Origin of the sequence: Qipengyuania sp., from assembly GCF_964227205.1 — a bacterium.
Classification (GTDB): Bacteria; Pseudomonadota; Alphaproteobacteria; order Sphingomonadales; family Sphingomonadaceae; genus Qipengyuania.
The window spans coordinates 78362-95626 of sequence record NZ_CAXQVB010000001.1 but is presented as its reverse complement, the minus strand read 5'-3'; the positions used below and the strand labels follow the sequence as shown (position 1 = coordinate 95626).

Sequence of the window (17265 nt, the reverse complement as noted above, 5' to 3'; positions counted from 1 at the left end):
CAACCCGCCACCGCTCACCCCGAGCCTGTCGAAGGGTGCACGTGCAACGCAATCCACCCTGCTTCGACAAGCTCAGCATGAGCGGGGACCTTGCCAATTGGAGACAGAGCAATGGCCGACACACTGACCTTCACCCTCGATACCGGCGACGGCGAAAACAAGGACGTGGTGATCAAGCTGCGCCCCGACCTCGCCCCGGGCCATGTCGAGCGCATCACCACGCTCGCCAGCGAAGGCTTCTACGACGGCGTCGTCTTCCACCGCGTGATCCCCGGCTTCATGGCGCAGGGCGGCGATCCGACGGGCACCGGCATGGGCGGCAGCGACAAGCCCGACCTCAAGGCCGAATTCAACAGCGAACCGCACACCCGCGGGACCTGCTCGATGGCGCGCACCCAGGTGCCCGACAGCGCCAATTCGCAGTTTTTCATCTGCTTCGACGATGCCGAATTCCTCGACGGCCAGTACACCGTCTGGGGCCAGGTCGAGAGCGGCATGGAACACGTCGACGCGCTGCCCAAGGGCGAACCCCCGCGCGAGCCGGGCAAGATCGTCAAGGCGACTGTTGGCTGAGAGTATCGTGAGTCCCCGCGAAGGCGGGGACCTCGGTCCGCAAGGGCGATGCCTGTGGCCTGAGACCCCCGCCTTCGCGGGGGATCATGACGTGAAATGAGAAGATGAAACCGACCACTGCCCCCAGGACCTACCGGGTCAAGAGCTTCGGCTGCCAGATGAACGTCTATGACGGCGAGCGCATGGCCGAGATGCTCGGCGCGCGCGGCATCGTGCCTGCGGCCGAGGGCGAGGATGCCGACCTCGTCGTGCTCAACACCTGCCACATTCGCGAGAAGGCGGCGGAGAAGGTCTATTCGGACATCGGCCGGCTGACCAAGGGTAAGACGCAGGACAAGGCGCCGATCATCGCGGTCGCGGGCTGCGTCGCGCAGGCCGAGGGCGAGGAGATCATGGCACGCGCGCCGGCGGTCAGCATGGTGGTCGGCCCGCAGGCCTATCACCGCCTGCCCGAAATGCTCGACAAGGCGGTGGCGGGCGAACGCTCGACCGATACCGACATGCCCGCGATCGCCAAGTTCGCCGCGCTGCCCGAGCGCAGGCGGACCAATCCGGCGAGCTTTCTCACCGTGCAGGAAGGCTGCGACAAGTTCTGCACCTATTGCGTGGTACCCTATACGCGCGGCGCCGAAATATCACGCCCCTACAGTGATTTGGTCACCGAAGCGCGCAAGCTGGTCGAAGCCGGCGCGAAGGAGATCACGCTGCTCGGGCAGAATGTCAGCGCATGGTCGGGCGAGAACGATAGGGGTCACAAGGTCGGCCTTGCGGGCCTGATCCGCGATCTCGCGCAGGTCGATGGCCTCGCGCGCATCCGCTACACCACCAGCCACCCGGCCGACATGGATGACGATCTGATCGCCGCGCATGGCGAGATCGACAAGCTGATGCCCTTCCTCCACCTGCCGGTGCAGGCGGGCAGCGACCGCGTCCTGAAGGCGATGAACCGCAGCCACACGGCCGACAGCTATCTCCGCCTGCTCGAACGCTTCCGCGCCGCGCGGCCCGACCTCGCGCTGAGCGGCGACTTCATTGTCGGCTTCCCCGGCGAGACCGACGCCGAATTCGAGGAGACGCTCGCGCTGGTCGATGCGGTCGGCTACGCGCAGGCCTTCAGCTTCAAGTATTCGCCGCGTCCCGGCACGCCCGCCGCAACGATGGAGGGGCAGGTGGCGAAAGAGGTCATGGACGAGCGCCTCCAGCGCCTCCAGGCCGCATTGAACCGCGACCAGCTGGCTTTCAACGAGGCGAGTGTGGGCAAGACCTGCGAGGTGCTCGTCGAGCGCAAGGGCAAGCATCCCGGCCAGTGGCTCGGCAAGACGCCCTGGCTGCAGAGCGCCTGGTTCGAAGGCGATGTGGCGATCGGCGACCTGGTGCAGGTCGAGCTGGTCGAGGCGGGACCCAATTCGCTCGCCGGCCGCCTGCGCGAGCGCGTGGCCGCCTGACCTTTGTCCGTCATCCCAGCGCAAGCTGGGATCTGTATCGGCCCGGCGCCTTGCCTCGAGAGATCCCTGCGTGCGCTGGTATGACGAAGGGATGGCAAGGTAACTGCTGCGTGACTTTCCACCGCCATCATGCGGTGGCCAACTTGTCTGGCGCGCGAGGAGGCCTACATTCCGAGTCGGACAGGAAAGGAGCATATGGCTCGCAAACCCGCATCGAAGGATTCGCAGTCCTTCACCCCGCCGCCGTCCCCGCAGCGTGAAGTGCGCCGCGCACAGGTCGATCTCAGCTTCGACAACCAGAGCCTGCTCGGCGCGCTCTTCGGCCAGTTCGATGCCAATCTCGTCCAGGTCGAAAACCGCCTCGGCGTATTCATCGCGGCGCGCGGCAACGAGCTGCATATCGAAGGGCCCGAAGACAGCGTCGCCCGCGCGCGCGACGTGCTCAAGGCGATGTACGACAAGCTCGCCATCGGACAGGATCTCGATCAGGGCGCGATCGAGGCGCTGATAACCATGTCCGACGAACCCACGCTCGACGGGATCGTCGATGCCGAGCCGGGCAATGGCAAGGGCGGCCCGCCGATCATGATCCGCACGCGGCGCAAGACGATTGCCCCGCGCAGCGCGATGCAGGCGACCTACATGCGCAGCCTCGCGCGCGACGACATCATCTTCGCGCTCGGCCCTGCCGGGACGGGCAAGACCTATCTCGCGGTGGCGCAGGCGGTGGCACAGCTCATCACCGGCAGCGTCCAGCGGCTGATTCTCAGCCGCCCGGCGGTCGAGGCGGGCGAAAAGCTCGGCTTCCTGCCCGGCGACATGAAGGAGAAGGTCGATCCCTACCTGCGGCCGCTCTACGATGCGCTTTACGACTGCATGCCGCCCGAACAGGTCGAGCGGCGGCTGGCATCGGGCGAGATCGAGATCGCGCCGATCGCCTTCATGCGCGGGCGCACGCTGGCCGATGCCTTCGTCATCCTCGACGAAGCGCAGAACACCACGCGCGAGCAGATGAAGATGTTCCTCACCCGCTTCGGTCAGAACAGCCGCATGGTCATCTGCGGCGACCCGCGGCAGGTCGACATCCCCGGCGGCGACGGCATGAGCGGTCTCGCCGATGCGGTTGGCAAGCTGGAGGGCGTCGAAGGCTTCGGCACGATCCGCTTCACCGCCGCCGACGTGGTGCGCCACCCGATCGTGGGACGCATCGTCGAGGCCTACGAAGGGCCGAGTTCGTGACCAGCCCTTGCTCGTCACCCCCGCGCAGGCGGGGGTCCCGCTAGCTCTCGGCGTGACTTTCGAGAAGGGCGGCTACGTCTACATCATGGCGGATCGCTATCGCGGCACGCTGTACATCGGCGTGACCGCAGACATAGCCGCAAGAACGGTTCAACATCGCGCAGGGAAGGGTGGGGGTTTTACCGCTCGCTACGATCTGACACGGCTTGTCTATGTCGAACACCATGACGATATCGAGGATGCTATCGCCCGCGAAAAGGCGATGAAGAAATGGCGTCGCGACTGGAAGATCAAGCGGGTCGAGGGAATGAATCCCGAATGGGATGACTTGTTCGACACGCTGAACATGTGAAAGTGGAGCGGGATCCCCGCCTGCGCGGGGATGACGAGGTGGAATTGGCACTGGATATCGACATCGATGGCTGGCCGTCGGGCGAATGGGCCGCGCTGGCCGAGCGCGCGCACGCGGCGACCGCGCAGGTGGAACCTGCAATCGCCAACCCGCGCCTGTCCGCCTCGCTGCTCTTCACCAGCGACGAGGAGGTCCATGCGCTCAACCGCGAATGGCGCGGCAAGGACAAGCCGACCAACGTGCTGTCCTTCCCGATGCTCGAGCGCGACGACCTACTTGCCCTGAGCTCCGACGGTCCGCCCGAATTGCTCGGCGATCTCGCTTTGGCCTTTGGCACCTGCGCGCGCGAGGCGGAGGAGAAGGGCGTGAGCCTCGCCGACCACGCCGCGCATCTGATCGTCCACGGCCTCCTCCATCTCGCCGGTCACGACCATGTCGATTCGGATGAGCAGGCCGAGGCAATGGAAGCGCTCGAAATCGCGGCGCTTGCAAAACTGGGCCTCGCCGACCCATATGGGGATCGCAACTGACTGGAGTGCATTGTTAGGGCCATGCCCGATTCGTCATCACCCGCGGGAGACGCGGAGAGTAGCAGCGGGCTGATGCTCGCGATCCGGAAATTTTTCGACCCCGATTACGGCGACCGCTCGCTGCGCGCGCAGCTCGAAGAGGCGATCGACGAGCACGAGGGCGAGAATGGCGACCAGGCACCGAGCGATGGGGCGACCGGCGACCTGTCGCTGGTCGAGCGTCAGATGCTGCGCAACCTGCTGCATTTCTCCGAACACGACGCCGACGACGTCGCCGTGCCGCGCGGCGAGATCATCGCGATCGATGCCAAGGCCAGCTGGGACGATCTGGTCGAGGCCTTCGCCGAGCACGGCCATTCACGCATGCCGGTCTATCGCGACCAGCTCGACGACGTGATCGGGATGATCCACATCAAGGACGTCTTCACCATCCTTGCGCGGGGCGAAACCCCGCCGGCGGACTGGACCGTGCTGATGCGCCAGCCGCTCTACGTCCCGCAGACGCGCAACGCGCTCGACGTGCTCGCCGACATGCGCGCGCAGCGCATGCATCTGGCGGTAGTGGTCGACGAATTTTCGGGCACCGACGGGCTCATCACGATCGAGGACTTGGTCGAAGAGATCGTCGGCGAGATCGAGGACGAACACGACGAGACGCCCGAGGAATGGATCGTCGATATCGGCGAGGGGATGTGGGACTGCGACGCCCGCGCCGAGCTCGACGATGTCGCCGAACAGGTCTCCCCCGCATTGGCCGAAGTAGAGGAATCGGTCGACACGCTGGGCGGGCTCGCCTTTGTCCTCGCCGAGCAGGTGCCGGCGGTCGGAAGGGTGCTCGAACACCCGAGCGGCTGGAAGATCGAAGTCACCGACGCCGACGAGACGCATGTCAAACGCCTGCGCCTCCATTCCCCCGAGGAGACCGCGACCGCCGTATGACGGCAGTTGCAGATTTTCGCACATTCCTGCTCGACAGGCGGGCATTGCGTCCATAGCGTGCAACCCACATGGCGACCCGGCGACTTCCTCCCCTGCGGGCCCTCGAGGCTTTCGTTCGCACCGTGCGGCTCGGCTCGGCGAGGGCGGCGGCCGACGAGCTCGGGCTGAGCCCTTCGGCGCTTTCGCGGCGGATCGGCAACCTCGAGGAATTCGTCGGCAAGAAACTGTTTACCCGCGCGCGCCAGGCGATGCAGCTGACCGACGACGGCCATGCCTTCTACGAGGCGGTCAACCCGCAGCTCGAGGCGCTGGCGCGGGCGGTCGAAAGCCAGTCGGAAAACCTTTCGGTGCTGCGGCTGCATCTCGGCGTCCTGCCGCTATTCGGGACGCAGCGCCTGTTCCCGAAGCTCGGCGATCTGCGCGAACGGCATCCGCTGCTGCATATCGACATCGATACCGGCGCGCATCTGGAAGACCGCGTGGGCGACGTGCTCGACGCGGCGATCATCCTCTCGCGCGGACCCTCGCGCGGGCTTCATGCGGTGCGGCTCGACTACAACAAGGTCCACGCGATCTGCAGCCGCGAGCTGGCCGACAAGATTGGCCCCGTGCCCGATGCGGAAAAGCTCGCGCGGCAGACCTTCCTCATCCACAACGAGCTCTCCGAAAGCTTCACCGCCTGGCGGGCCGAGATCGGCATGCCCGAGCTCGAACCGGCGGCGATCGACCATTTCGATTCGGGCCAGCTGATGCTCGAAGCTGCCGCGCAGGGCCTGGGCATTGCGATCATGCATGACGATCACATGCGCCGCGCCGCCGACGGCAGGCTGGCGACGCTGTTCGATGTCGATGTCGAAAGCCCCTACAGCTACTGGTTCGTGTGCAAGCCGACCGCGCTGGAAGAACGGCCGGTGCGGCTGTTCCACGACTGGCTGGTGAAGGCCGGGCTCTAACCGGCTTCGGTATCGGCCGGCTTGGGCCGGTAGCGTACCGCTTCGACGACATGCTGGAAATCGCGCAGCGGCTTGCCGAGGTTTGCGACGAGCCGTTCCTCGATTTCCTCGCGGGCCTTGGCGGCAATGGCCTTGCGACCGCGATATTCGACCGGGCTGAAGGGTTCCAGATAGTAGAGCGTCAGCGCGAAGCTGCCCCTGCGCGCCATGACCCGCATGGCGTTGTGAAGCCCGCTTTCCTCGCCCACCCAGGCGATTTCTTCCGAATGCGCGCCGTAATCGAGCACCACCGGCTGGACCATCACGCCCGGCGGCGGCGGTTCGAGCACCGAAAGCATCGAGCTCTTGAACGGCAGCAGCGAATGCCCGTCGGTGACGGTGCCTTCGGGGAAGACGGTCACCGACCAGTTGTCGGCAAAGGCTTCCTTCAGCGCATTGATCTGTTCGGCCACGCCCATCCGGTTTTCGCGCTTGACGAAGACCGTGCGGTTGAGCCCGCATAGCCAGCCGATCACCGGGACGTCGGCCAGTTCCTGCTTGGCGACGAAGGCGGTGCCGCTGGCCCCCGCCATGCTGAGGATATCGATCCAGCTGATGTGGTTGGCGATGAAAAAGACGTCGCGTCGCAGTGGCGTACCGACCACCTTCAGCCGCGCTCCGACGATCCATGTCGTATAGCGCAGGAACAGCATCGGGAAGGGCGAGCCATAGGCAAAGACGCGGTAGAGATAGTGGAGCGGCACGAACACCAGCAGCAGGATCAGGATCGCGAGCGTACGCAGGATGAAGCGCGCCCAGCCGGCGCCCGACAAGGCGACCTTCTCGCCCCGCGCCGCAGCCAGCCGCCGCGCGGTATACTTTGCGAGCCGGCGCTCAGCCTTCGCGGTCGAGGCGGACGCCATAGAGTTCCAGCCGGTGATCGACCAGGCGGTAGCCGAGCTTCGCGGCGATCTGCTTCTGCAGCGCCTCGATCTCGGGGTCGACGAATTCGACCACCTTGCCCGTCTCGACATCGATCAGATGGTCGTGATGCGCCTCGGGCGCCGCTTCATAGCGCGCGCGGCCGTCGCCGAAATCGTGCCGGTCGAGAATGCCGGCCTCCTCGAACAGGCGCACGGTACGGTAGACCGTGGCGATCGATATTCCCGAATCGATCTTGTTGGCGCGTTCGTGGAGCAACTCGACATCGGGATGGTCGTCGCTTTCCGACAGGACCCGCGCGATCACGCGGCGCTGCTCGGTAATCCGCAATCCCTTGTCGGCGCAGAGCTGCTCGAGGTCGATCTTCTGGTGCAATGTGGGTTCCCGCATGAAAAACGCCCCGTACCCTTATCGGGCCGGGGCGTCTTCCTCAAGGCGAACCGATGGGCTTTAGGCAGCCTTCTTGTTGCGACCGCGCTTCTGGCCGGGCTTGCGGCCGAGGCCGATCTTCACCGCGAGGTCGCGGCGGGTCGCGGCATAGTCGGGGGCGACCATCGGATAGTCGGCCGACAGGTTCCAGCGCGCGCGATATTCTTCGGGAGTCAAGTCGTGCTCGGTCGAGAGATGCCGCTTGAGCATTTTCATCTTCTTGCCGCAGTCGAGGCAGACGAGATGGTCTTTCTTGACCGAAGAACGGATCGAAACGGCCGGGTCGGGGACTTCTTCCGAAGCTCCGCCAGCGGTGCCGAGGCCCGAAAGCGCCGAATAGACGTTCGAGATCAGCGTCGGTACCTCGTTCACATCTACGTTGTTGTTGCTCACATGTGCAGCGACGATGTCCGATGTCAGGGTGATCAGCGTCTCGGTCATGTCGGTCTCGAAATCTTCCATTACTTGCCCTTTTGAATTGAGGGATGTCATTCGCGATACGACCCGCTCTAGGTTGCATTGTATAAAATCGACAAGAAAATGCAACGAGGGTTATTACGGATTATTTCTGTCGCGTTCTTACAACTTTCGCGCGAATGTAATCGCGTCGAGAGGGGTTCCGTCGAGCGTGCGATAATAGTTCGCCCGCCGCCCGATCGGCTCGAAGCCGCAGCTGCGATAAAGGCTCTCCGCCGGGTTGTTCGCCCGCATTTCCAGGAAGATACGCTCTGCACCCGCCTTGCGGGCATGGGCGGCGAAGCCTTCGATCAACCCGCGCCCGAGCCCGCGGCCGCGGCGGTCGGGGTGCACCCCGATCAACAGCAGTTCTTCTTCACCGGGAGCGCGACGGGCGAGGATGAAACCGGCGGCTTCGTTCCCGTGTTTTACTTCACCACCGGCCGCATCGACAAGGATCGCGTAAGTATGGGGCATGGCCAGCGAATTGGCGACCTGCTGGCGCGTCCATGCTTCGCGCCAATGCGGGTCGAAGGCTGCCTCCATGACCGCCATCAGCTGGTCGAGTTCGTTCATCGCCCGGGTGGCCTCGCATCGGGCGGGCGGCCATAAAGCGGTGCGAGCTCGGCGCGCAGCAGGCTTTCGGGCAGCGCCAGCGCATGGCGGGCGTCGGGCAGGCGGACCGAACCCGGCGACACGGCGGTTAGCTGGCCGAGTTCGATCGCTTTCGATCCGGCGAGGATGGCCGACACGCCGCGCCTTGCCGCTGCTTCGGGTGCCAGCGAGGCAAGGGGCGACGCGGGCAGGCCCTCGGCGTCGAAATCCTGTACGAACCACTCGCGATGGCCGCCGGTCATGCAGACCGTCGCGGCGACCCGCCGCTCCGCCTGCGCCATGGCAGCGACCAGCGCGAGTGTGGGATAGCCTCGCACCTCGGCCTGCCAAGCTATGCCGAGCGCCCGCGCGACCGCGAGGCCGATCCGCACGCCGGTGAAGCTTCCCGGTCCGAGCGAGACGCGTATTTGCTCCGCGCGGCCCTTGTCGGGCAATTCGGCGATCATCGGGACGAGCCGTTCGGCGTGACCACGGCCCAGCACTTCATGGCATGCGCCGAGCGGCACGCCGTCCTCGAACAGCGCGACCGAACAGGCCTCGGTGGCAGTTTCTATGGCCAGGATACGCATGATCGCGCACTGCCCCAGCCGGGGCGCGGCTGCAAGTCAGGCGATGCGGTTGAAGCGGTCGAAATCGGGGCGCGGGCTGCGGTCGAAGATGCTCTTCGGATCGCCATAGCCGATCGAGCAGATGAAATTGCTCTTGTGCTTCGGATCGTCGCCGAAAAACTCTTCGTCGACCGCGGCATTGTCGAAGCCCGACATCGGCCCGCAATCGAGGCCGAGCGCGCGCGCGGCGAGCATCAGATAGGCGCCCTGGAGCGAGGAATTGCGGAACGCGCCTTCCTTGCGGCCTTCTTCGTCGCCCTCGAACCAGCTCTTCGCGTCGGTATGCGGGAACAGCCAGGGCAGTTCCTCGTGGAAATCGATGTCGTATCCGATGATCGCGGTGACCGGAGCGGTAAGGATCTTGTCCTTGTTCGCCTCCATGGCGTGCGCGGCGAGCCTCGCCTTCGCTTCGTCAGATTTCACCCAGACGATCCGCGCGGGCTGCATATTGGCCGAGGTCGGCGCCATCTTCATGAGTTCGTAGATCGCGTGAACCTGCTCGTCGCTCACGGGCTTGGCGAGCCAGCCATTGTAACTGCGCGCCTCGCGGAAGAGCTGGTCGAGGGCCTCGGCGGACAGCGCCGTGTCGTGAAACTGCTTGGTCATGGAAATTCCCGGTCTTGAAAACGGTCGGTCAGGCGGCGCGAACTTCAACGACCTCGGGGACATAATGTTTCAGCAGCCCCTCGATTCCGTGCTTGAGGGTTGCAGTGGACGAGGGGCAGCCCGAGCAGGCGCCCTGCATCTGGAGGTGGACGACCCCGTCGCGAAAACCGCGATACTGGATATCGCCGCCGTCGCCGGCCACGGCCGGGCGCACGCGGGTCTCGAGCAGTTCGTTGATCTGCGCGATGATGTCGGCGTCTTCCTCGCGCTCCTCGACCGCCATGCCATCGTCTTCGGGGGGAACCGAAATGCCGCCGGCCGAGCCGGGGGCGAACAGCGGCGCCTGCGACACGAAATGGTCGAGCAGGATCGCCAGGACCTGCGGCTTGAGATCGGTCCAGCTGACGCCGGGGGCTGCGGTGACGGTGACGAAATCGCCGCCGAAGAAGACGTTCTCGACTTCGCCCGTGTCGAAGATCGCCTGCGCCAGCGGGCTGGCCTCGGCGGCTTCGGGCGTGGCGAATTCGCGCGTGCCCTGGCCCATGACCTGCTGGCCGGGCATGAATTTGAGGCTCGCGGGATTGGGCGTGGTTTCTGTCTCGATGAACATGCTGGCGATGTAGGGAGCGTGCGAGGCATGGGCAAGGAAGGAACGCTTGTCCTGCCAACATTCACCTAGCCTTCACTCATTGCCCGCCTATATGCCCTGCATGACACAAATCCCGCGCGCCCTCAGGCGTCTCGCGCTCGTCCTCCCCGCCGCGCTGCTCGTTCCGCAGCCCCTGCTCGCGCAGGAACCGGCTACGCCCACGCCGCAGTATCTTACGCCCGAAGGGGGCACGCCGTGGATTTACGAAGGCAGCGACGTCCCGCGCGACAAGGAGTGGATCTTCGGCACGCTGCCCAACGGGGTGCGCTATGCGGTGCGCAAGAACGGCGTCCCGCCCGATCAGGTCTCGGTGCGTGTGCGCATCGATGCGGGATCGCTATACGAAGAGGATTCCGAGCGCGGCTATGCGCACCTGCTCGAGCACTTGCTGTTCCGCGAGAGCAAGTATCTCGGTCCCGCCGAGGCGATCCCGACCTGGCAGCGGCTGGGGGCGACCTTCGGCAGCGATACCAATGCCGAAACCAGTCCGACGCAGACGGTCTTCAAGCTCGACCTGCCGAATGTCGATTCCGCCAAGCTTGCCGAGAGCATGAAACTGCTGTCGGGCATGGTTCGCAGCCCGGTCCTGAGCGATGCCAACGTCAGGGCGGAAGTGCCTATCGTGCTCGCCGAAAAGCGCGAACGCGGCGGCGCTGCCGAACGCGCGGGCAATGCCAGCCGCGAAGTGCTGTTCGCCGGGCAGCGGCTGGCCGACCGCGTGCCGATCGGCACCGAGGCATCGCTCAAGGCGGCAACCGGGGCCAGCGTTTCCGCCTTCTACAAGCGCTGGTACCGCCCGGAGAATACCGTGGTGGTCGCTGCCGGCGATATCGATCCGATGCAACTCGCCGCGGAAATCGAGCGGTGGTTCGGCGACTGGAAGGGGCAGGGGCCGATGACTCCGGCGCCCGATTTCGGCGATCCGGTCGCACCCGCGGGGGCCGATCCGGCCAATCCGGTGGGTGAGGTCGGCGTGGTGGTCGAACCCGACCTGCCGCGCTCGTTCAGCTATGCGGTGATGCGCCCCTGGCGCCCGGTGCAGGATACCATCGCCTATAATGAGGGCCTGCTGCGCGATGCGCTGGCGCAATCGCTGATCAACCGGCGGCTCGAATCGCGCGCGCGCGCTGGCGGCAGCTATCTCTATGCGCAGGTCGCGCAGGACGACGTCAGCCGTTCGGCCGATATGACCTTCGTCAATTTCGCGCCGCTGACCGGCGACTGGAAGGCTGCGCTCGACGACGTGCGCGGGGTGATCGCCGATGCGCTGGCGACACCGCCTTCGCAGGAAGAGATCGACCGCGAGCTTGCCGAGTTCGAGATCGTCTTCAAGAGCCAGGTCGAACAGCAGCGCGTGCTGCCCGGCCCCCGGCTGGCCGACGACATCGTCAATGCGGTCGACATCCGCGAGGCGGTCGCCGCGCCCGATACCGTCCTCAAGGTGTTCAACTCGATGCGCGCTAAGGTGACGCCCGAAAGGGTGCTGGAGCATACCCGCGCGCTGTTCTCCGGTGCGGTGATCCGCGCCGTCTATATCACGCCCGAGGCGGGCGAGGCGAGTGAGGCGGAGATCCGCGCGGCCTTGCGCGAGGACGTTGCCGCCGATGCGAATGCGCGCGTTGCAGCGCAGGCGATTTCCTTCGACGACCTCCCGCCGGTGGGGCCCCCCGGCGAGATCACCGCGCAGGGACCGATCGGCGTGCTCGATATCGAACAGGTCGACTTCGCCAATGGCGTCAAGGCGATCCTGTGGGCGAACGATGCCGAACCCGGCCGCGTGGCGGTCAAGGTCCGCTTCGGCGCGGGCTATCGCGCGATCGAGCCCGACCAGGCGGTCTACGCCAATCTCGGCTACGCAGCGCTGATCGGTTCGGGGATCGGCGAGCTCGACCAGGAACAGCTCGACCTGCTCTCCACCGGCCGCAAGTTCGGCTTCGATTTCCAGACCGGCGACGGCGCCTTCAGCTTCTTCGCCCAGACGCGCGAGCAGGACCTCGAAGAGCAGCTCTATCTCTTCGCCGCCAAGCTAGCGATGCCGGGCTGGGACCCCAGGCCCGTGATCCGCGCCAAGGCTGCGGGCAAGCTCGCCTATGAAAGCTATTCGGCCAACCCCGGCGGCATTCTCAAGCGCGATCTGGAATATTTGCTCAACGACGAGGATCCGCGCTTCCGCACGCCGACGCCCGAAATGTTCGACGCGGCGACGCCCGAAGGCTTCCGCAAGGTCTGGGAGCCGCTGCTCGAGCAGGGGCCGGTCGAAGTGCTGGTGTTCGGCGAATTCGACAAGGAGGCGACGATCGAGAGCCTGCGCCGAACCTTCGGCGCGCTGGCTCCGCGCGCAACGCCCCCTGCGGCGGTGCTCGACCGGGTCAGCGAGTTTCCCGACGCGGGCGAGACGGTCGTCCGCCGTCACCGCGGCGATGCCAACCAGGCGGCGGCGGTCATCGCCTGGCCGACCGGGGGCGGGGTCGATGACCTGCGCGAATCGCGCCGCCTGGAAGTGCTCGCCTCGGTCTTCAACAACCGGTTGATGGAAGCCATGCGCGAGCATGCGGGGGCAAGCTATGCCCCGGTGGTCCGTTCCGACTGGCCGAGCGATGTCGAGGGTGGCGGCCGGATCGCCGCGATGGCGCAGCTGCGACCCGAGGATGTGCCCGTATTCTTCGCCGAGGCCGAACGGATTGCCAAGGATCTCGCCGCCGCGCCGGTTGGCGAGGATGAATACAACCGCGTGGTCGAACCCCTGCGGCAATATGTCAGCCGCGCTTCGACCGGGAACCTGTTCTGGCTCTACCAGCTCGAGAATGCGACGGTCGAGCCACGGCGGATCGCGCTGCTGCGCTACCTGCTGGCCGACTACACCCAGACCCCGCCCTCCGAGTTGCAAGCGCTGGCGCAGAAATATTTCGGCTCGCGCGCGGGCTGGCGCCTCGCGGTGATTCCCGAAGGGCAGGAGCTGGCAACCGCGGTGGTCGAAGGCAAGGCGGCAGGCCGCTGATACGGTCACTGCAATCGGGTTTTTAAGCTGGCCAAGCAAATGCTGCTTGCGACATGATGCATGCTCGTCTGCTAAAGGCGGGCATTCAGGCGCCAACTCCGGCGCCGCAAACGGAAGAGACGATGGCGACCAATTGGGCACCCGATAGCTGGCAGGGACACGAGGCACGGCACCTGCCGACCTATCCCGACGCCGCGGCTCTCGCGGATGCGATCGGTTCGCTAGAAACGCACCCCCCGCTGGTGTTTGCGGGCGAGGCGCGCGCGCTCAAGGCCGACCTTGCCGAAGTGGCCGAGGGTCGCGCCTTCCTGCTCCAGGGCGGCGACTGCGCCGAAAGCTTCGCCGAATTCCATCCGAACAACATCCGCGACACCTTCCGCGTGCTGCTGCAGATGGCGGTGGTGATGACCTTCGCCAGCAAGAAGCCGGTGGTGAAGGTCGGCCGCATGGCAGGCCAGTTCGCCAAGCCGCGCAGCTCGGACACCGAAACGCAAGGTTCGGTGACGCTGCCAAGCTATTTCGGCGACAACATCAACGGCATCGATTTCGACGAGGCCAGCCGGACCAACGATCCGCAGCGCATGGTGCGCGCCTATTCGCAGGCCGCCGCGACATTGAACCTGCTGCGCGCCTTCGCCACCGGCGGCTATGCGAACCTGCGCCAGGTCCACCAGTGGACGCTCGACTTCATGGGCCGCAGCCCGTGGGCGGACAAATTCTCCGACATCGCCGACCGCATCGGCGAGGCGCTCGATTTCATGGAAGCCTGCGGGGTCGATCCGCAGGTCCTGCCGCAGCTTCAGCGCACCAGTTTCTACACCAGCCACGAGGCGCTGCTGCTCCCCTACGAGCAGGCGCTGACCCGCCGCGACAGCCTGACCGGCGACTGGTACGACACATCCGCACACATGGTCTGGATCGGCGACCGCACTCGCTTCGAAGGCAGCGCGCATGTCGAATTCGCGCGCGGCATCGGCAATCCGCTGGGCATGAAATGCGGGCCAAGCCTCGAAACCGACGCGATGCTCAAGCTGCTCGACACGCTCAACCCCGCGCGTGAGCCGGGACGGATCACGCTGATCAGCCGCTTCGGCCACGACAAGGTCGAAGAGGGCCTGCCGCGCCTCGTACGCGCGGTGAAGGCCGAGGGACATCCGGTGGTGTGGAGCTGCGACCCGATGCACGGCAATGTCGTGAAATCGGACAGCGGCTACAAGACGCGCCCCTTCGATCGCATTCTTTCCGAGGTGAAGGGATTCTTCGCCGTCCACCGCGCCGAAGGCACGCATCCCGGCGGGATCCATGTCGAGATGACGGGGCAGGATGTGACCGAATGCGTCGGCGGCGCCGTGGCGATAACCGACGAGGCGCTCAAGGACCGCTATCACACGCATTGCGACCCGAGGCTCAATGCGGCGCAGTCGCTCGAACTCGCTTTCCTCATCGCCGAGATGCTCAACGAGGAGCAGGCGGTGCGGCAGGCCGACGCGGCCTAATCGAAGCCGCCGAAAGCGCGGTGAACTGGTACAGGGAACCCGTGCAATGCCTCGGCATTGATCGCAGGAATGCGACACATACTCCTGTTCGGACACGGCTTTTCTACGCCGGGCTTTAAACGGTCACGGAATTGCGCCATGGTGGGCCGTGGTCGCCAATTTCCGGCGACCGCTACGAAGGGGGGATGGCGATGACCCGTGCCCGGCCCGAATCCCGGCCTGCGCCAGGCCATTCACTCGAGGCTCGCTACGAGGCGGTCCGGCGCTTGAGCGAGGCTCTGGTGCAACCGCTCAACGAAGCCGACGCGACCTTGCAGTCGATGGAGGATGCGAGCCCGGCCAAGTGGCATCTCGCGCATACGACGTGGTTCTGGGAATCCTTCCTGCTGCGCGACCACCGCGACGGTTACCGGCTCTACGACGAAAGCTGGCCCTTCGTGTTCAATTCCTATTACGAGGCCGAGGGCGAGCGGATCGCACGCTTTTCGCGCGGGATGCTGTCGCGCCCGAACCTTGCCGAAGTGCTCGACTGGCGCGCGCATGTCGACGAGGCCATGGCCCCGCTGTTCGCGCGCGATGACCTTGCGCCGCTGATCGAGCTTGGCCTCGCCCACGAGCAGCAACACCAGGAGCTGCTGCTGACCGACATCAAGCATGCGCTGTTCCAGAACCCGTTCGGCGTGGCGATGTGGGATGCGGCTCGTGACACGGGGCGGCCTGGCGCAGACGGCTGGCACAGCCACCCCGGCGGGATCGCGCGGATCGGCCACCAGGCGAGCGGCTTCGCTTTCGATAACGAGGGGCCGGCGCACCGCGTCCTGCTCGAACCCTTCGCGCTGGCCCGACGGCTCGTCACCAATCGCGAGTGGGATGCCTTCATCGCCGATGGCGGATACGACACGCCGACGCTGTGGCTGTCCGACGGCTGGGCCTGGGTGCGCGAGAACGCAATTCGCGCGCCGCTCTACTGGCGCGAGGGCGAACATTTCACCCACTGCGGCTGGCAGGAACGCAAGCCCGACGCGCCGGTCGCGCATATCTCCTACTACGAGGCCGATGCTTTCGCCACCTGGGCTGGTAACCGTTTGCCGACAGAGTTCGAATGGGAAGCCATAGCCCGCGGCCAGGAAGGGGAGGCACCGGCACATGACCCGCGTGGCGGCAACCAGCTCGACGACGCCGCGCCGCCGCTGCCCTGCGGCAGCGAGGGACTGTTCGGCGACTGCTGGCAGTTTACCCGCTCGGCCTATCTGCCCTATCCCCGGTTCCGGCCCGCCGCCGGCGCGGTGGGTGAATACAATGGCAAGTTCATGAGCGGGCAGTTCGTGCTCAAGGGGGCCAGCTGTGCCACGCCGCGCGGCCATTCGCGCCCCAGCTACCGCAACTTCTTCTACCCTCACCAGCGCTGGCAATTCACCGGCCTCCGGCTGGCAAAGGATTTGTGATGAGTAACGACACCGGAATTGCCCTGGTCGATCGCGACGAAGACGGTGTCGACCGCGCCTTTCGCGCCGATGTGCTCAAGGGGCTGCGCCAGCGCCAGAAGGCCGTGCCCGCCCGTTGGTTCTACGACGACGAGGGGTCGCGCCTGTTCGAGGCGATCACCGGGCTCGACGAATACTATCCGACGCGCGCCGAAACCGAGATTCTCGAGGCGCGCGGTGAGGAATTTGCGAAACTGATCGGTCCCGACAGGGCGGTGGTCGAATTCGGTTCGGGCAGTTCGGTCAAGACCCCGCTCCTGCTGCGCGCGATCGATCCCGCCGCCTATGTCCCGCTCGACATTTCGGGCGATTTCCTGCGCGAGAGCGCAGCCGGGCTGGCGGAGAAATTCCCCGGCCTGCCGGTCCATCCGGTCGAGGCCGATTTCATGCGGCGCGTGGCGCTGCCCGAGGAAATCGAACCGCTCAAGAAGCTCGGCTTCTTTCCCGGTTCGACGATCGGCAACATGGTGCCGCGCACCGCAGTCGACCTGCTGCGGTCGATGCGCGCGACGCTCGGTGCCGACGAGGGCGAGAGCCCGCTGCTGCTGATCGGCATGGACCTGATCAAAGACCGGGCGATGCTGGAAGCCGCCTATGACGATGCCGAGGGTGTCACCGCAGCCTTCAACCGCAATCTCGCCACCCGGATCAACCGCGAACTCGACGGTACCATTCCCGAAGACGCGCTCGAACACCGCGTGGTGTGGAACGATGCGATGGCGCGGATCGAAATGCATCTCGCCGCCACGCGCGACATCGCCTTCGAGGTGTCGGGCGAGCGCTTCGCCATGCGCAAGGGCGAGACGATCCATACCGAAAACAGTCACAAGTTTACCCGCCGCAGCGCCAACCTGCTGCTGCTCGCAGGCGGCTGGACCCCCGAGAAGCGCTGGCTCGACGCAGACAATCGCTTCTCGCTCACGCTGGCCCGAGCGACCGAACAGCGCGAAGCGCCCTAGCGGCACTGAAGCG

At 65.8% G+C, this 17265-nt stretch carries 18 protein-coding genes; 11 read left to right on the top strand and 7 right to left on the bottom strand.

Annotated elements, in window-relative coordinates; translation table 11 throughout:
* The first annotated feature begins 111 nt into the window (after positions 1-111).
* The 7 genes from ACEQZ0_RS00510 to ACEQZ0_RS00480 all read left to right on the top strand — a co-directional run bounded on the left by ACEQZ0_RS00510 (position 112) and on the right by ACEQZ0_RS00480 (position 6031).
* Positions 112-573 carry a peptidylprolyl isomerase gene (locus tag ACEQZ0_RS00510; protein ID WP_370187180.1) on the top strand — a complete coding sequence of 154 codons (462 nt, stop codon included), beginning with the start codon at positions 112-114 and terminating at the stop codon, positions 571-573.
* Positions 574-677: 104 nt separating this feature from the next.
* Positions 678-2018 (top strand): tRNA (N6-isopentenyl adenosine(37)-C2)-methylthiotransferase MiaB, encoded by a 1341-nt coding sequence (miaB, locus tag ACEQZ0_RS00505; protein ID WP_370187177.1) that lies wholly within the window; start codon positions 678-680, stop codon positions 2016-2018.
* A gap of 195 nt (positions 2019-2213) precedes the next feature.
* Positions 2214-3257 carry a PhoH family protein gene (locus tag ACEQZ0_RS00500; RefSeq protein WP_370187176.1) on the top strand — a complete coding sequence of 348 codons (1044 nt, stop codon included), beginning with the start codon at positions 2214-2216 and terminating at the stop codon, positions 3255-3257.
* A 7-nt stretch (positions 3258-3264) separates the two neighbouring features.
* Positions 3265-3609, top strand: coding sequence for a GIY-YIG nuclease family protein (locus tag ACEQZ0_RS00495; protein WP_370187173.1), 345 nt, complete (start codon positions 3265-3267; stop codon positions 3607-3609).
* Positions 3610-3653: 44 nt separating this feature from the next.
* The gene (gene ybeY / locus ACEQZ0_RS00490) at positions 3654-4139 is read left to right on the top strand and encodes an rRNA maturation RNase YbeY (RefSeq protein ID WP_370187839.1); all 486 of its coding nucleotides are present in this window, start codon (positions 3654-3656) and stop codon (positions 4137-4139) included.
* A 72-nt stretch (positions 4140-4211) separates the two neighbouring features.
* Positions 4212-5078: a hemolysin family protein gene (locus ACEQZ0_RS00485; protein ID WP_370187171.1), complete on the top strand. Its 867-nt coding sequence runs from the start codon at positions 4212-4214 to the stop codon at positions 5076-5078.
* A 68-nt stretch (positions 5079-5146) separates the two neighbouring features.
* Positions 5147-6031, top strand: coding sequence for a LysR substrate-binding domain-containing protein (locus tag ACEQZ0_RS00480; RefSeq protein ID WP_370187169.1), 885 nt, complete (start codon positions 5147-5149; stop codon positions 6029-6031).
* On the opposite strand, the gene ACEQZ0_RS00475 is transcribed toward ACEQZ0_RS00480, so the two are convergent.
* From ACEQZ0_RS00475 to ACEQZ0_RS00445, 7 genes are all read right to left on the bottom strand, one after another.
* Positions 6028-6933, bottom strand: a complete 906-nt coding sequence (locus tag ACEQZ0_RS00475; RefSeq protein ID WP_370187166.1) for a lysophospholipid acyltransferase family protein — start codon at positions 6931-6933, stop codon at positions 6028-6030. The genes ACEQZ0_RS00480 and ACEQZ0_RS00475 overlap by 4 nt on opposite strands.
* Positions 6905-7327 (bottom strand): Fur family transcriptional regulator, encoded by a 423-nt coding sequence (locus tag ACEQZ0_RS00470; RefSeq protein ID WP_050600369.1) that lies wholly within the window; start codon positions 7325-7327, stop codon positions 6905-6907. Before ACEQZ0_RS00470 ends, ACEQZ0_RS00475 begins: the two co-directional genes overlap by 29 nt.
* 75 nt (positions 7328-7402) lie before the next feature.
* Entirely contained in the window at positions 7403-7843 is a 441-nt protein-coding gene (locus ACEQZ0_RS00465; protein ID WP_370187164.1) for a MucR family transcriptional regulator, read from the bottom strand.
* 117 nt (positions 7844-7960) lie between these two features.
* Positions 7961-8413, bottom strand: coding sequence for a GNAT family N-acetyltransferase (locus ACEQZ0_RS00460; protein WP_370187162.1), 453 nt, complete (start codon positions 8411-8413; stop codon positions 7961-7963).
* Positions 8410-9021, bottom strand: a complete 612-nt coding sequence (gene tsaB, locus ACEQZ0_RS00455; RefSeq protein ID WP_370187159.1) for a tRNA (adenosine(37)-N6)-threonylcarbamoyltransferase complex dimerization subunit type 1 TsaB — start codon at positions 9019-9021, stop codon at positions 8410-8412. The genes ACEQZ0_RS00460 and tsaB overlap by 4 nt, the downstream gene beginning before the upstream one ends.
* A gap of 36 nt (positions 9022-9057) precedes the next feature.
* Positions 9058-9666: a malonic semialdehyde reductase gene (locus ACEQZ0_RS00450; RefSeq protein ID WP_370187156.1), complete on the bottom strand. Its 609-nt coding sequence runs from the start codon at positions 9664-9666 to the stop codon at positions 9058-9060.
* A 28-nt stretch (positions 9667-9694) separates the two neighbouring features.
* Positions 9695-10276, bottom strand: coding sequence for a NifU family protein (locus tag ACEQZ0_RS00445; protein ID WP_370187154.1), 582 nt, complete (start codon positions 10274-10276; stop codon positions 9695-9697).
* A gap of 100 nt (positions 10277-10376) precedes the next feature.
* Here ACEQZ0_RS00445 and ACEQZ0_RS00440 point away from each other — a divergent pair, with 100 nt between their 5' ends.
* The 4 genes from ACEQZ0_RS00440 to egtD all read left to right on the top strand — a co-directional run bounded on the left by ACEQZ0_RS00440 (position 10377) and on the right by egtD (position 17252).
* Complete coding sequence (locus ACEQZ0_RS00440; RefSeq protein ID WP_370187151.1) at positions 10377-13313, top strand: M16 family metallopeptidase; 2937 nt, start codon at positions 10377-10379, stop codon at positions 13311-13313.
* A 122-nt stretch (positions 13314-13435) separates the two neighbouring features.
* Positions 13436-14809 (top strand): class II 3-deoxy-7-phosphoheptulonate synthase, encoded by a 1374-nt coding sequence (locus tag ACEQZ0_RS00435; protein ID WP_370187148.1) that lies wholly within the window; start codon positions 13436-13438, stop codon positions 14807-14809.
* A gap of 185 nt (positions 14810-14994) precedes the next feature.
* Complete coding sequence (gene egtB / locus ACEQZ0_RS00430) at positions 14995-16254, top strand: ergothioneine biosynthesis protein EgtB (protein ID WP_370187146.1); 1260 nt, start codon at positions 14995-14997, stop codon at positions 16252-16254.
* Complete coding sequence (egtD, locus tag ACEQZ0_RS00425; RefSeq protein WP_370187143.1) at positions 16254-17252, top strand: L-histidine N(alpha)-methyltransferase; 999 nt, start codon at positions 16254-16256, stop codon at positions 17250-17252. Before egtB ends, egtD begins: the two co-directional genes overlap by 1 nt.
* The last annotated feature ends 13 nt before the right edge of the window (positions 17253-17265 follow it).